Below are 15,300 nucleotides of genomic sequence, written 5' to 3' on the forward strand. Positions count from 1 at the left end.
GTAGACACCTACGGTTTCTACCCTCTTAACTCCCGTTTCCCTTTATTTCTTAGTCTGGCGCAGACCAGAGATCGGCGACCGCTTCGATCAGGAGGACGGCAGAGGATTTTTTCTACCGTAGGGGAGCACAGTGTGCTCCCATGTCGAAACCTATACGCAGTGCCGGATACCGTTCTGCTACATATGTGGTTTAATCTCCGCTGGCTGCGGCATGACAGTGCCGCACGATTCGTGAGCGGGTTATGATAGACAGCACCTGCGCAGATAAATTCTACTAAGCAGATAGATTCGTAGGTGCTGGGCGTTACAACGTGCCTACGGGTTGCGCGACACGGGTATGTCGCGCCTGCGTTGACCCTCCGACCTGTGTAGCAGTACGTTATCTGTGAACTGCGAACATTTCACGAAACAAACGCAGTGGTAACCCGACTGCCGTTCCCCTATTTTCGAAGCGGTCACATATAGGCAATCTGCGCCAGATTAGGAAGCAAGGGAAAGGTAGGAGTTCAAAGAGGAAGGAAAACCGCAGGTTGTCCTTCCTTTTTGCCCCCGCGGCGGGTGCCGCGACGCTCCCGCCGTCCGCAGACGGCGAATCCCCCGCTGAGGTTCAGCGAAAGACTCTCCGCCCGTTAGGGGCGAACACGCTTACGCAGTTCGCACACCCCGCTCAGCCGATGCAGAAAAATTCGTGTCGAATGGATAAATCAAACGTATCTAATTAAAGCATATCCTAAAAAAACAGCACTGTCAACGCAATAAAAATTACAAAATGTAAACAATTTGTATATGTCAGCGCACTTTGCGGGAATTTGTGCAATAAGGATTGACAACCGTCTTCTACTACTGTAGAATATAAGCAATAAAAGGTGTTTTACATTTGTAGAATAAAAGGAGGGTTAGACTATGCGAAACGACAAGCGATTGCCCGATGCGGAGCTGGAGGTCATGCAGACAATCTGGTCTCTGGGCACACAGGTCACGGCGGCCGAGGTGCAGCAGCACGCGGATAAGGATTGGAAAATGACCAGCGTGCTCACGTTCCTGTCCCGCCTGTGCGACAAGGGATTTCTTTCCTGCACGAAGGAGGGACGGCAAAACCTGTACACGCCGCTCGTCAGCGAGGAGGACTACCGTCAGCGCGAGAGCGTCGGTTTTCTGCGCCGGCTGTGCGGCGGCTCGGTGAAAAATCTGGTCGCGAGTCTGTCGGATGCGGGCGCACTGACCGAGCAGGACATCGACGAGCTGCGCGCGTTCCTCGACAGGCAGGCGCACTAAGGAGGGGATCTTATGCTGCAATTCTCGGAAAAACTGCTCAACAACCTGATGCAGATCGGCCTGACCGTATCGTTGGCGGCGCTCGTGCCGCTCATTCTGCGGCGGCTGATGAAAAAACGCTATCCGGCCCGTATGGTATGTGTGGTGTGGGCAATTCTCGCGCTGCGGCTGCTCGTTCCGGTGCAGCTGACACTGCCGCAGGCGCCGGTGCAGGTCATGCCGCGCACCAACTATGTGGTGCAGAGCAACCAGACGGCGTTCCGGCAGGCCGGACTGCCGGTTGCGCAGAACCCAACCCGATGGGTGACGGGCACGCAGGCGCAAACGCTCAGCGCGGCAGATACCGGCACGGTCAAGACCGTGGATATTACCGACATTCTGCTGACGCTGTGGCTGACAGGCGTGATTGCCTGCGTACTCTGGCAGGGGATTGGCTATTACCGGCTGATACGCAGCCTGAAAGGTAAGTCCCGTTCGGTCGAACGCGCGGATTTGCACACGATTTTGCAGGAGCAGTGCGCCGATCTGGTTATTGACCGGGAAATCCCACTGCGGGTATCTGCGGCGGCGGATTGCCCAATGCTGGCAGGATTTATCCATCCGACGCTGTATCTGCCGGATGAGCACATTTCCCGGACGGACGCGGCGTTCATTTTCCGCCACGAGCTGACGCATTACAAGCATGGCGATCTGTGGCTCAAGCTGCTGCTTCTGGCGGCATGCTGTCTGCACTGGTTCAATCCACTGGTGCATCTGATCGCGCGATTCGCGCAGGAGGACATTGAGGCGGCGTGCGACGACGCGGTTGTTCGCGGACACGACGGCGCGTACCGCCGAGCCTACGGCGAGACCATCCTGCGGTCAGCTATCGCGCAGGCGCAAAAGAGAAAGGCTTTGGTGTCCTGCTTCGGTGATGACAAAAAGACGCTCATGCGTCGGTTTGAGGGATTGTTTGACAAGTCGGTCAAAAAACGCGGTGTCGCGCTCGTTGTGATGATCGCGCTTCTGGTCGGCTCGCTCGGCTGCATGATCGCGGTGGGCGATAATGATAAGGGTCTAACGAAAGAGCTGCGTATGCAGCTGGCACAAAAACAGGCGAATGAGTCGGAAAATCTCGGTTATACGGTCAAATTGGACGGAAAAGACACCTATTTAATCACGGATAGAGAGTTTAGCGATAATCCGGGCGAAACCATTCCCGGACGTGTGGTACAAAAGCTGACTTTTGCTAAACAGGATGGAGAGTGGGCCGTATCGAACAGCGAGATTGTGCCGGAAAATGGCCGCGTGACTTCTCTGGATGAATTTAAGCTGTTGTATGAGAATGATCTCGGCTTGCCTGATTTCCTCTCAGGCAGCAATCAGTGGAAGATTGCAGGCGGCTATGATATCAACGACCCGGTAAATGCGGCAGAAGCACTGCTTCGACTTTCCCCGGCGGCAAGTCAGGTTGAGGGCAGCGATGAAGAATCTGCACCCTACAACGACATCCGCAAGGTAACTTTCACGTTTAAGGATAACAGCAAGGTCGTTGTCACGATGGTCAACCAGTTCGGTCAGGGCTGGCTGCCGCAGGACTGGATGGACGGCAGCGGCGTTCGCTCCCGCACCGCGGCGGACCTCGCGCAGCAGTATGCCCGCGGTGTGCTGCACAAGAGTGCACAGTATATTTTCCCGATTTTGACGCCGGACGGTCAGAAAGACCTTATCGCGCAGCAGATGGCTATGACCGGCGGCGAGCAGTGGACGTGGAAATACGGTCCGTCCTCGCCGTCTGCAACGGATTTCGTGCTTGTACCCGCCGATGACGAAAACAGCTGCCGTGTTGTATTCCGTCTGTCGGGCAGCGGCGTGAATGATGCGCGCTCGGCTTACATCGTGCAGACCATCCGCGAGAACAAAAACAGCTCGGTGATCGGCGATATCCGCGAACTCAGTACGGACAGCATGACGCAGAGCGAATTGTTCCGGACGTACTATGCGACCGGTCTGTCGTGGCCGACCGTGCCGCAGTACATCGACAGCATGGATACGCAGATGATAAGAGGCTACGCCGATCCGGCACAGGCGGCGATGCAGTATTTCGGCATGGCGCTGCGCGGCGATTCCTATCTGATGCTGGTGAAGGACACCGAGGTCATCCGGCAGGCGACCGGTTCGTTCGGTGAAGGCGACAGCAATACAGAAACTGCCGTTGTACAGCTGACATTTGGCGATTCCAGTGCGCCGGTTAAGGTGCAGCTGGAGAAAACCGCCGCGGGCTACTGGCAGCCGGTCGGCGTGGTGGAGGACATCACCGCCAAGAGCGGGGAACAGGAGCTCGGCATCGGTGCGAACGCAAGAGGTGCGCTGACGACCGGCAAACTGCCTGAGCTGGCAGTCGGTGATACCATCAAATTTACGTTTGCGAACGAGCCGTCCGGCGGCGTACAGCTCACCAATCGGCTGGTCAATTCGGACGGCACCATGCAGGATGCGCTGACAGATGAGCAGACAGTGCTCACCAAAACCGCTGACGGCTGGACGTACACCGTGCCGGAGAGCATGAGCAAGTCGCTTACCTCCACGGCGGTGGAGCCGTATCTGCACGCACTGGTGCTGGAATACACCGATGCCCGTCACATTCAGCACAAGGCGGCGGCGCTGTACGCCATGCAGAACGGGGAGGCGGCCACCGTCGTACACGGTGACGAAACCCTGAACTCGGTGGCATACCGCAATGATGTGCTGGACTATACGCTTGAGCTGCCGCTTTCGTTCCATAATACGGTCAGCATCAGCCAGTATGAGGATGGCAGTGTGCATTTCAATATGCTGGATGAGGCAGACAGCAGCTCGGCGCATGACATCTGCATTATGACGCTGAATGTAGACGCAACCGCCGTTTTGCACAGCGAATACGGCGAAAACTGGACGGAAAACTATCCGTCTCCGGTCAAGCAGCTTGCCGAAAAGGACGGTTTGACCTATTATCTGGCGTATGTGTCCGATGTGCAGTATGACCCGTCCAATCAGGAGATTGCTGCCAAGTACAAGGAAATGTTCACTGCCGCGCAGAATATCACCGCGGATGATTTTGCACTCGACGACCTGACGGATAAGGACGGTACTGTTCGCCGTGCACAGCTGCTGACAAGTCTCGGTGCACATTATGCGGTACTGCATATGGGCGCACAGCATGACCAGCCGTATCAGGTTGCCGTTAATACGGATAATAATTCCTGTGAGGTCTATGTCAGCCGTATCGACTGGACAACCGAAGCACAGTATAAGGTCTATGCCGCTGATAGGGTGACTTTCAAGGATATTACCAATACCGAACCGACAACGGTGGAGCATCTGGCCGATTCTGCAAAGGGATTGACCGCAGAGCAGTTTGATTTGCTGTGCAGTAGACTCGAGTTTACGCTTTACTCCGACAGTGAGCAGAAAACGATACAGCAAACCCTGCAAAGCGACCAGACCCCCGAACAGGGAGCACGAGCTTTCCTCGGCCTGAACGATAAATACGGCAGGTTCGACAGCGATTCCGAGCAGATTTACGGCGAAAATAACGAATTTGCGTCAATAACTTATCGGTTTACCGACCCGAATACCGGTAAAGAAAACGGCAAATACGTCAAGCTGACCATGCACAAGGCAACAGCCGACAGCAGTCTGCCCGCACTGTGGATGCCGTATAGCTACGAGTTGTATACAGCCTAATCCGGCGGTGCTGAGCATAATAACCAATAAAACCTCTGGGCGGCGCTGTTACGCCGCCCTTTGCGTTGAGTAGTCGGTATGTGCAGCAGTAGGGGAGGCAAGACCCATTCGCTTCTCAAGCAGCAACCTCCTGTTCAACAAAAATTGAAAACCCATGATTTTGTTCACACAACGAACAAACACCGGCGGTATACTTGCGGTATTATAAGAATGTAAGGTGGAATTATATTGTCTACTATTTTAATCGCAGACGATGAGGCGCGTATCCGTCGTCTGGTCAGCGACTTTCTCAAGCGGGACGGTCATACCATCGTCGAAGCCGCCGATGGAAAGGAAGCGCTGAATATTCTGGAGAACCGCCGTCCGGGACTGGATATGGCCATTCTGGACGTGATGATGCCGGGGATGGACGGCTTTGAAGTCCTGCGGGAGCTGCGCGAGCAGGAGCACGGCGAAACCCACCTGCCGGTTATGCTGCTCACCGCCCGTGCCGAGGACGCGGATCAGGTGCGCGGCCTGGAAGGCGGTGCGGACGATTACGTCACCAAGCCGTTCTCGCCGATTGTGCTGGCGGCTCGCGTGCGCACGCTGCTCAAACGAGAAGGCCGTGCCGGTGCACCGCTCGAACAGCTTGGCAAGCTGTCGGTCAATGAGCTGCGCCGTGAGGTCATGGTGGAGAACAAGCCGATCGACCTGACCCCCAAGGAGTACGAGCTGCTCATCTACTTCAAAAATAACCGCGCGATTGCGCTGTCGCGCGAGAGCATCCTCAATGCTGTCTGGGGTTACGACTACTTCGGCGATCTGCGTACCGTGGATACACACGTCAAAAAGCTGCGCGCCAAGCTCGGGGAGTGCGGCACCATGATCGAAACCGTGCGCGGCTACGGTTACCGCTTTGAGGTATGAAGCTGAAGCATCGGTCAATCCGGTTTAAGTTTTTTGCCGCGATCAGCATTATCGCGCTGGTGTTTATCGGTATTCTTGTGCTGCTCAACGTGTTTTTCTATCAGGATTACTATATGATGACACGCCGAAGCGAGCTGCGCGATGCCTACGGCAGCATCTGCACCAGCTACGCGAGTGATTCCTCGGATGTTGCCGCGCTGCTGGACAGCTATGAGAGCCGCAGTGCCATTCGTCTGGCGGTGGTGACCGATAACGGCGATGTGATGACCTCGTCTGCCATGCAGGAGGGCGACGTAGGGTTTGATTTTGGACACATGGAGCAGAAGTTCCGCAGCTTTGCGGTGCTGGCGTCCGTGGTCCAGAATCGTGACTGGGTAGATTTGGGTAAAAACGAATACCGCTTTATGACGATCAGGCTGCGCGATAATGACCAGTATTTATGTCTGATCGGCGTGCTGAATGCGGAACACGGTGAATATCTGATCGCATATATGCCCTATGCGTATATCGAACAGAATTCTTCGCTGAATCTGGTGTTTCTGCTGATTGCCGGCGGCTGTGCGCTGCTGATTTGTCTGGGCTGCGGCTATGTTATCTCGCGTCAGTTTACGCGCCCGCTTATTCAAATGGCGGGACTGGCCGACCGAATGAGTGAGCTGGATTTCTCTATGCAGTACACTGGCAAGGAGGACGGCGATGAGATTGACCAGTTGGGACAGTCGCTCAACCGCCTGTCTGCGTATTTGGAGCAGGCGATCGGTGAGCTGAAGGAGTCCAATGATCAGCTGGCGCAGGAGATCGAGGAGAAGGAGCGTATCGACAATATGCGGCAGGAGTTCATCGTGAACGTGTCGCATGAGCTGAAAACGCCGATCGCGCTCATTCAGGGCTATGCTGAGGGATTGACAGCGGGAGTGGCAGATGATCCTGAGGATCGCAAGTTCTACTGCGACACCATCGCCGATGAGGCTGACCACATGAACAAGCTGGTCATGCAGCTGCTCAGTCTGTCGCGGTTGGAGCTGGGTGCAGAGCAGACGTTCGACGAGGATATTGATCTGCATGCACTTTGTGCGGAAGCGGTGCGCAAAACCGCTGTTTTGTGTGAAAATCGAGGTTTGACCGTGGAATATGAGAACGCGCATATTACGGTCCGCACGGACGGTGATCTGCTCGATCAGGTGCTGATGAATTACCTGTCCAACGCCATCCGCTACACGCCCGAGGGCAAGCACATTGAGATTTCGGCGGCAAAGACCGGCAACAGCGTGCGACTGTCCGTGTTCAATGAAGGCGATGGTCTGCCGGAGGAGGAGCTGCCGAAGATCTGGGAGAAATTCTACCGCACCGACCGCGCCCGCACCCGAGAGGCCGGCGGCACCGGCATAGGTCTGTCGCTTGTCCGCGCCATCGCGGATACCCTGCACGGCGCCTGCGGCGCAGAGAACGTCGAAGGCGGTATCTGCTTCTGGTTTGAGCTGCCGGATCTGCTGCCCGCGGAGGACAGCAAGATAAAAGACTGAATTTGTCGAATAGAAAATTGAAAATTATGCTTGACAACTGCGCTATCCTATGGTATAGTATATAAGCACTCTGAGAGAGAGTTACGATAAAATCTATATCGCGGGGTAGAGCAGTTGGTAGCTCGTCGGGCTCATAACCCGGAGGCCGCAGGTTCAAGTCCTGTCCCCGCAACCACGTTTAACCGCTGATTTCGTAAGAAATCAGCGGTTTTTTTGTATTTTCAGAGGATTTGAAGATGCGCGGATAGGCACTCCAGCCCCAACTGTACCCCAACGGGGATAAAATGAGAGCAGGATTTGTTGCTTTTCGTTTGTGCAGTGGGTATAATGAAAATAAAATTTAGATTGATATCCGCGCAAATAATATGCTTTCTCCACTATTAGCTTTTTCATCGTCATTTTGACCCAAACAGAAAATCTTGGGGATATATGATCCATGCCTATCTCCGGAATATCTTCTCTAAAAAACATACAGATACAAAAAACCGGTTGATAAATGCGATAAAGCGCGCTATAATGTGTTCAGCTTTCAAGTACTGTCACACAGAAACAGAGAGATGAAACATGTATCGAATCAGAAAGCGTGCGTTATCTATCGTTTTATTGGTCGCTATGATATTGACGCTGATGCCTGTATCTGCGGCTGCGGCAGAGGACGGAACGGAGCAGGCAGCGCCGCATATCCTTTCAACCATAAAGCATGAGATGGGTGACGATGGGGCGGAAACCGGACAGATCACCGCACAGATCGAAGCATATCTGACCGACTCCGCCAACAAAACCCGCACGGTCAAGCCCTGCGACATCATCTTCTTGATCGAGCAGTCCACCTTTATGAACACCCAGAGCAACACCACATTATATGGACAGGAACGTGCGGATATTCTTAACACCATGGAGAAGATGCTGGATGCCATCCCGGCGCCCACAACAGGCGGCGAACACCGGGTGGCGATTTCGGGTTATGGACGCATCAATAATGCCGGCAATTCGGATACCTATGTCCCAAATCAATATCCGGGAAAAAAGCTGGATCCTTCCGAGAACCTGAGTTTGAATACAGGCTATTATACCTGTAAAGATAACGCCCCGGTGTTCCACTCCGCAAAGGGATGGACCGAGTGGAGCAAGGTGGAAGGGAGCAACGACAAAACGCTGCCTCAGATGCCGAATGGCTATCTTGCGAATGAGGCCTATGACGATGTGTTTATGCGCATTTCCGACGCCAAGAATGTCATCGACGCAGATAAGATGGTGTCCTGGCACGCACAGGCCTCCCGTATGGACGCCGGGCTGCAGCTGACAGAAAGTCTGGCACAGATCGCAAAGGCTCATAAAGCGTCCGACAAGGACCGGAATCTGATCGTCTTCATCGCCGCCAGTTCCCTGCCCTATCAGAACGAGGTCGGCGGATATCAGACGCTCCGCCCCGACGCGGCGATTGCAGCGGCAGAAAAATTGAAGAAAGACTATGGCGCAACGATTTTTGGCTTTGGCGACTTCAACAAACTGAACCTGAAAAATGGGCTCACAGAGGCAGAACAGCGGAACAACTTCAATGCGACGATGGCTTCTATCTGCGGCAACACCAATACAACCGATGGCGCTGCCTATTTCAAAGGGCTGAGCCAAGCGCACGACATTGATGAAGCGCTGAGCGAGCTGCTGATTCAGATCGATGCCAACGTGAATCCCAATGCGGAAAAACTGTTCATCGATGTGACCTCTTTTCAGGAAGCAGGCAGTAAAGATACCTCCCATGACTGGGCGCAGATAAAAGCGAAGCACCACATTCTTTCCAGCAGCTCGATCAACGAGATCGCCTCTGTCGATTACTACCGGTTTACGGGGTATAAGGACAAAACTCCCCAGTTTGATATGTCGGCACCTGTAAGACATGCCAATCTCAGCATTTCTAAGATCGGAAACGGGGACAGCATTCAAACCACCCTGAACCTTGTGCCCATCCCGCCCGCAAAGGAGGGGGGCAGTGCTTACGGAGAAAAGGCTGTGATCACCATTACCGACCCCGTATGTGTGGATTATAAGTGGGTAGGCGACTGGAAACCGCCATTTGACCCTCCCATCCACGAACATGCGGCGCGCAATACGACCATCAGCCCTGCAAACCCGAGACAGCAGGAGGTCAGCACAAAGAATGTAAAGCTGAAATTTGACGGTTGGTACCGTCTCTGGAACGACGACGTGGATAAGGAGGAAGACGGGAAGAAGACATGGAACTATAAAGGCCAGAAATATGTTTCCTATCAGAATACCATATACGCCGCATTCGGCAGCGATTTGCAGCTTTACGGCCGTTGGCTGCCGTCCATTGATGTGAATTTCCATTGGATCGGCTCTGTGATCCCGAAGGACTTGGACGAGCCGTCCCCGGTTTCCCTTTCCTTGGGTGACGCCGGCGGATGTTTCTATCGGGCCGAAACCCCCACTTTGGCTGGCTATGAATTTGACGGCTGGTATAAGAACTCCGCCTGCACCAAGCGCTATGACAGCAATGGCGAAAATCTGAGTGCAAATACAGACCTTTATGGGCGTTGGATAAAGCTCGGCACAAAAGAGGTTACTTTTACCGTTGTAAACGGCAGTTGGAACACAGACAGCACCTGGTACAAACAACCAGCCGCCAGTGTGGACGATGAAAACTCCGATACCGTTACCGTTCAGGTTCCTCTGCGGAACGGCAAAGGCACCCTCACCACGGATCTGATTCCTTATGTCGATCGCGGTGATATGCAGCCTTCGAATGAATATAAGAAACCCGGTACTTGGGGGGATTCTGCGCCGGATACCAATGTGGATGCCATCACAGAGAACGGAACCTATCAGTACACCTACACCTTCCCGAAAAAGGATACGTATACCATCACTTATCGGTGGGTGCCGGGTACAGAGGTACCGGAGGACGTAAAATTGCCTGAGCAGCAGTCTAAAGAAGACACCAGCAGCGGAGCGAAGCCTGAATTTGATATTCAGCAGCCTAAGGAATCTTCTGACGACAAGTGGCACTTTGACGGTTGGTACACTACATCGAAAATCACTGAAAACGATAAGCCGATTTCCGACACCACATATTCGTTTGGCAATACGACTGATAAAAACCTGACGCTCTACGGCAAATGGCGCCACGAGGACTGCACTGTAACTTTTGATGCAGATAATGGCCAACCGGCCCTTGGATATTTCAACAATGGTTCCTATTCCGTCAGCTATATCGTTCCCTATGGTTCTACGCTTGCAGAACTTCCAGAAGAAGTTCCTGCGCCGGCTCCCAATAGCACTGACAGATACTATTTCCAGGGATGGATGGACAAAGATTCCAATTCTAATATTTTCTACACCAGCAGAGCGATTCAGACGATGACGGTGAAGCGTGACTGGAACTTTGTTGCCCAATGGTGGCCTATCGTTACCTTTGACGCCAACGGCGGAGAGTGGAAGCTTTCCGAAGGTCAGCCGAAGAGCCGATATGTTCCGGTACTGGCAAATGCAAACGACCATATCGATGCGCTGCGTCCGCCTGTGAAAGAGGGATATACCTTCCTCGGCTGGTGTTATAAGGATGCAGGGGAAATCATTGATTTCAACACCGAGACATTTACTGGTGCAAAGACCGTTTATGCCCGCTGGGCAAAAAATGCCACAGTTACGTTTAAAATTGTAAACGGCTATTGGTCCGGCAAAACAGCCGAGGACAGAAATGTTACCGTTGTGCTGTATCCCCAGGCAGACGGCTCCGTCGGCGGCACATTGCCCGCAAGCTCTGTGCCCTCCATTATGATCCCGGCGGCAGGCTATGAAAACGCAGCCGGCAGTTGGGACGTTGCGCCGAATATCGAACCGAACGGTATTGTGGATTCTGTGATCTATACATATACTTTTGGCCGGACGCACAGCGGCGGTCATACTTCCGGCGGCAGTACGTCGACGAAACTGACGCTGCACTATGAGAGCAATGGCGGTACTTCCTATAAGGACGAAAGCTATTCCTCCGGCACGACTGTGACGCTGGATAAGGCTCCTGTCCGCGAGAGCTATACCTTCACCGGCTGGTACGCCGACAAAGCGCTGACCGACAAGATCACCAAGGTGAAAATGACGGGCAATAAGACGGTCTACGCCGGTTGGACGGCAACAGGGGTGCCGGATATGCTGAACGGCGATGACCACTACGCCTATGTAGTCGGTTACTCCGATGGCACCGTCCGTCCGAACGCGAACATCAGCCGCGCCGAAGTTGCAACGATTTTCTTCCGCCTGCTCAAGGAGGAAGTGCGTGATGGCAACCTCACCGCTGAAAACACATTTGCTGATGTAACGGATGGGCAGTGGCACAACAAGGCGATTTCCACGATGGCGAAACTGGGTGTCGTTAAGGGACGCAATGCTGAAGCTTTCGACCCGAACGCTCCCATTACCCGCGCCGAGTTTGCAACGATCTGCGCTCGTTTCGATAAGACACAGATCAGCACCGGCAGTAACTTCACGGATATTTCCGGTCACTGGGCAGAAAAGTACATTGAGAGAGCCGCAACACTGGGCTGGATCGCAGGCTATTCTGACGGAACGTTCCGCCCCGGCAACTACATCACCCGCGCAGAGGCAATGACGATGATCAACCGCGTGCTCTGCCGTATGCCGCAGAGTGAGGATGACCTGCTGAACGACATGACCGTTTGGCCGGACAATCATCCGACCGACTGGCATTACCTCGCAGTTCAGGAGGCGACCAACAGCCACGAGTTTGACCGTAAGGGCGAGGTTAACGAAAAGTGGACGAAGCTGACGAAAGCGCCGGATTGGACGCGGTATCAGTAAAATCCATTCATAGCAATCATCTATTCCTGCTTTTAAGGGGCTGTTGCACAAGGCCCAACAAAAAGACCAGAGTTATTTAGCCAAAAGGCTTTACAACTCTGGTCTTTTGCTTTAACGTTAAATGAAACGGATAAAGCAAGAACAGCATATCGAAATTGAGGAGAAAAGTCAACAGTTAAAATTTCGAATGCAGACAGAAATTTAAATCGACAAACATCATGCGCTCTGTCAAGCAAGCGACCAGCTTGAGGAACTGGACTATACAAAATTGTATTTCGCTTATTCGGGAATCCGAAAATCGCAGATCGAGCGTGTGTTATTCAAGGTGCTGGTATGCGCCTACATAAAAGGCGTATAACAATTACGAATCCGGTCAGAAGCGTTCCTTTAAGGCTCAGATCGGCAGAATGGAAAACATGGGCTACTACGAACCGGATGACTGCTTTATCTGCAAGAATGGCAGACATCTGGACTATGTTTCAAAATATACTTCTCACACCAAAGATGGTACACAGAGCGAGAAATCTCTGTTTACCGCTGTAAAGACTGCTCTGATTGTCCTTACCGTTCTGTTTGCTGCAAGGCAAAAGATGAGAATAGAAGAAAAGAGATTTCCGTCTGCTGGGAATTTCAGAAGATGCGCCAGCAGTCTTACCGGAATATTACCTCCGAAGAGGGAAAGCTGCTTCGGTGCAACCGTTCCATCCAGGCGGAAGGAGCTTTCGGACAACTCAAGCACAACCGCAGCTTCAAACGCTTCCTGACAGGTGGAAACATTAAGGTTCTGGAAGAACTGCTCTTTCTGGGGCTTTCTCAGAACATTGCACATTTCGTTTCCAAATGCAACCGCGGCTTACAGAAGCAGCATCTCATCCAGCCAAAAGCCTACCTGAAATTCTGATTTTCTGAAAAACGAAAAAATAGACTCTTCCAAAGACTTCTAAAAGTCGGAAGGGTCTATTTTTGCTGACTAAGTTTTCGACATTTTACTCGTTTGACGCTTGTTTTCCTCATTTTTACGCCGAGAAAGATAGAAAAAGGGCTGCTGCACTGGCTTTCTTCCTTGTGCAACAGCCCGTTTCTTTACTCTAATCAAGTGTTACAGACAATGAAAAATGAAAAAAGAAACGTCATTCTTCATTTTCCATCCTCAATTCTCAATTCAGAATCTTTTCCATCTCAGAGATCATTTCATCAAACAGCTTTGTTGCGTCCTCGATCGGCTTCGGGCTTGCCATATCCACGCCTGCGCCGCGCAGCAGCGTGATCGGGTCGGCAGAGCAGCCGCCGGACAGGAAGCCGAGGTAATCCTTCACCGCCGGTTCACCCTCTCGCAGAATGCGGCGCGACAGTGCGATGGCAGCGGCGTAGCCGGTCGCGTACTGGTAAACATAGTAATCGTAGTAGAAGTGCGGGATGCGTGCCCATTCGAGCGAAATCTCCTCGTCTACGTTCATTTCCGGTCCGAAATACTGCTCGTTCAGCTTTTTGTACATCGCGCAGAGCGCTTCGGCGGTCGTGCCCTCGCCACGCTGGGTCATTTCGTTGGCGGCCAGCTCGAACTCAGCGAACATGGTCTGACGGTACAGCGTGCCGCGGAATTGCTCGAGGAAGTGGTTGATGAGGTACGCGCGCTCCTTTTTATCGGTCGTGACGGACAGCAGGTATTCCATCAGCAGGGCCTCGTTGCAGGTGGATGCAACCTCGGCAACAAAGATCACATAGTCCTGGTATGCGGTCAGCTGGGTCTTGTTGGACAGGTACGAGTGGATGGAGTGGCCCATCTCATGCACGAGCGTGAACACGTCGTCGAGCGTGCCCTTGAAGTTGAGCAGTACATACGGGTGCACGCGCGCGCCTGCCGAGTACGCGCCCGAGCGCTTGCCCTCGTTCTCGTACACGTCGATCCAACCGTTGGCAAAGCCTTCGCGGAGCAGATTCAGGTAGTCCTCACCGAGCGGCGCGAGCGCCTTCAGTGCGATCTCCTTGGCCTCCTCGAACGTGAATTTCATCTCCACGCCGTCCACGACCGGCACATACAGGTCGTACATGTGCAGCTCGTCCACGCCGAGCAGCTTCTTTCTCAGCGCAACATAGCGGTACATGGGCGCAAACGAGCGGTGTACTGCGTCGATCAGGTTGCGGTAAATCTCGGTCGGCACTTCATTGCCGTCAAGGGCGGCATCCAGCGTCGAAGGATATTTGTGGACATTCGCAAAGAACAGCAGCTGCTTGAGCTGCGCGGACAGCGTTGCCGCCGAGGTGTTGCGGAACTGGCCGTAAACCGAGTACAGCGAATCGAACGCGGACTTGCGGAGCACGCGGTCGTAGGACTGCATGAGCGGGATGAACGTGCCGTGCGTGACGGGGTGCTTATTGCCGTCCTTGTCCACCGCGTCCGGAAATTTGAGGTCGGCATCGTTGAGCATGGAGTAAATGTCATCCGGGCTGGCGGCCATTTCGCCTGCAGCGGCGAGGATTGCCTCCTCCTTGTCGGACAGCACATGCTCTCGGCGGCGGCGAATGCGGTCGATATTCAGGCGGTACAGCTCCAGCTCAGGTGCTTCGGCGTACAGACGGTTCATGTCCTCATCGCTGATGGCGAGCAGCTCAGGGGTCTCAAACGCGGCGGCAGACTGAATTTCGACCGCGAAGCGCGTCACCTGGCTGACCATCTCCTGATACGCGGCGACGCGGGTGTCCTCATCGCTGCGGCGCTGGGCATAGTGTACGAGCGCGTCAAACGCAAGGCTGATTTCATCATCCAGACGGAAAAAAGACAGCAGAGCAGCGCCGCTTTCGGCCAGTCTGCCGCGGAATGCGGTGATGCGCGGAATGAACTCCTTGGCCTTCGCTAACGCGGCACGCCAGTCATCGTCGGTCGCAAACAGATCCTGAATCGCCCATTTGTCCTTTGCGGGCACATCTGCGCGGGCGGGAATTTTATTGGTTTCCATGGAAATACTTCCTTTCCGGTAGAGTTTTCTACTCCTATTATGATACTCCAACCGCGGGATTCATGCAAGCGATTTACCGCGATAAAATCAAACAT

7 protein-coding genes and 1 tRNA gene are annotated in these 15,300 nt (G+C 53.5%); 7 read left to right on the forward strand and 1 reads right to left on the reverse strand.

Features of this window, described 5'->3' with window-relative positions:
• Window positions 1-903 precede the first annotated feature (903 nt).
• From DW724_RS10580 to DW724_RS16435, 7 genes are all read left to right on the forward strand, one after another.
• Window positions 904-1,275, forward strand: a complete 372-nt coding sequence (locus DW724_RS10580; RefSeq protein WP_118360575.1) for a BlaI/MecI/CopY family transcriptional regulator — start codon at window positions 904-906, stop codon at window positions 1,273-1,275.
• A 12-nt stretch (window positions 1,276-1,287) separates the two neighbouring features.
• Entirely contained in the window at window positions 1,288-4,980 is a 3,693-nt protein-coding gene (locus DW724_RS10585; protein WP_118761441.1) for a M56 family metallopeptidase, read from the forward strand.
• A 228-nt stretch (window positions 4,981-5,208) separates the two neighbouring features.
• Entirely contained in the window at window positions 5,209-5,889 is a 681-nt protein-coding gene (locus tag DW724_RS10590; RefSeq protein WP_110435724.1) for a response regulator transcription factor, read from the forward strand.
• Window positions 5,886-7,412: a sensor histidine kinase gene (locus DW724_RS10595; protein WP_118761442.1), complete on the forward strand. Its 1,527-nt coding sequence runs from the start codon at window positions 5,886-5,888 to the stop codon at window positions 7,410-7,412. Before DW724_RS10590 ends, DW724_RS10595 begins: the two co-directional genes overlap by 4 nt.
• Window positions 7,413-7,511: 99 nt before the next feature.
• A tRNA-Met gene (locus DW724_RS10600) sits at window positions 7,512-7,587 on the forward strand.
• A gap of 389 nt (window positions 7,588-7,976) precedes the next feature.
• Complete coding sequence (locus tag DW724_RS10605; RefSeq protein WP_118761443.1) at window positions 7,977-12,248, forward strand: S-layer homology domain-containing protein; 4,272 nt, start codon at window positions 7,977-7,979, stop codon at window positions 12,246-12,248.
• A gap of 523 nt (window positions 12,249-12,771) precedes the next feature.
• Window positions 12,772-13,149 carry a transposase gene (locus DW724_RS16435; RefSeq protein ID WP_442861282.1) on the forward strand — a complete coding sequence of 126 codons (378 nt, stop codon included), beginning with the start codon at window positions 12,772-12,774 and terminating at the stop codon, window positions 13,147-13,149.
• Window positions 13,150-13,405: 256 nt separating this feature from the next.
• Here DW724_RS16435 and pepF read toward each other — a convergent pair whose 3' ends face one another.
• The gene (pepF, locus tag DW724_RS10615) at window positions 13,406-15,205 is read right to left on the reverse strand and encodes an oligoendopeptidase F (RefSeq protein WP_118761445.1); all 1,800 of its coding nucleotides are present in this window, start codon (window positions 15,203-15,205) and stop codon (window positions 13,406-13,408) included.
• Between the last annotated feature and the right edge of the window lie 95 nt (window positions 15,206-15,300).

Source organism: Butyricicoccus sp. AM27-36, from assembly GCF_003480945.1.
In the GTDB taxonomy this organism is placed as follows: domain Bacteria; phylum Bacillota; class Clostridia; order Oscillospirales; family Butyricicoccaceae; genus Agathobaculum; species Agathobaculum butyriciproducens.

Excerpts from the sequence above, each read along its gene's own strand:
- DW724_RS10580 (WP_118360575.1), top strand. The coding sequence starts at position 904 with ATGCGAAACGACAAGCGATTGCCCGATGCGGAGCTGGAGGTCATGCAG.
- DW724_RS10585 (WP_118761441.1), top strand. The coding sequence starts at position 1,288 with ATGCTGCAATTCTCGGAAAAACTGCTCAACAACCTGATGCAGATCGGC.
- DW724_RS10595 (WP_118761442.1), top strand. The coding sequence starts at position 5,886 with ATGAAGCTGAAGCATCGGTCAATCCGGTTTAAGTTTTTTGCCGCGATC.
- DW724_RS10605 (WP_118761443.1), top strand. The coding sequence starts at position 7,977 with ATGTATCGAATCAGAAAGCGTGCGTTATCTATCGTTTTATTGGTCGCT.
- pepF (WP_118761445.1), bottom strand. The coding sequence starts at position 15,205 with ATGGAAACCAATAAAATTCCCGCCCGCGCAGATGTGCCCGCAAAGGAC.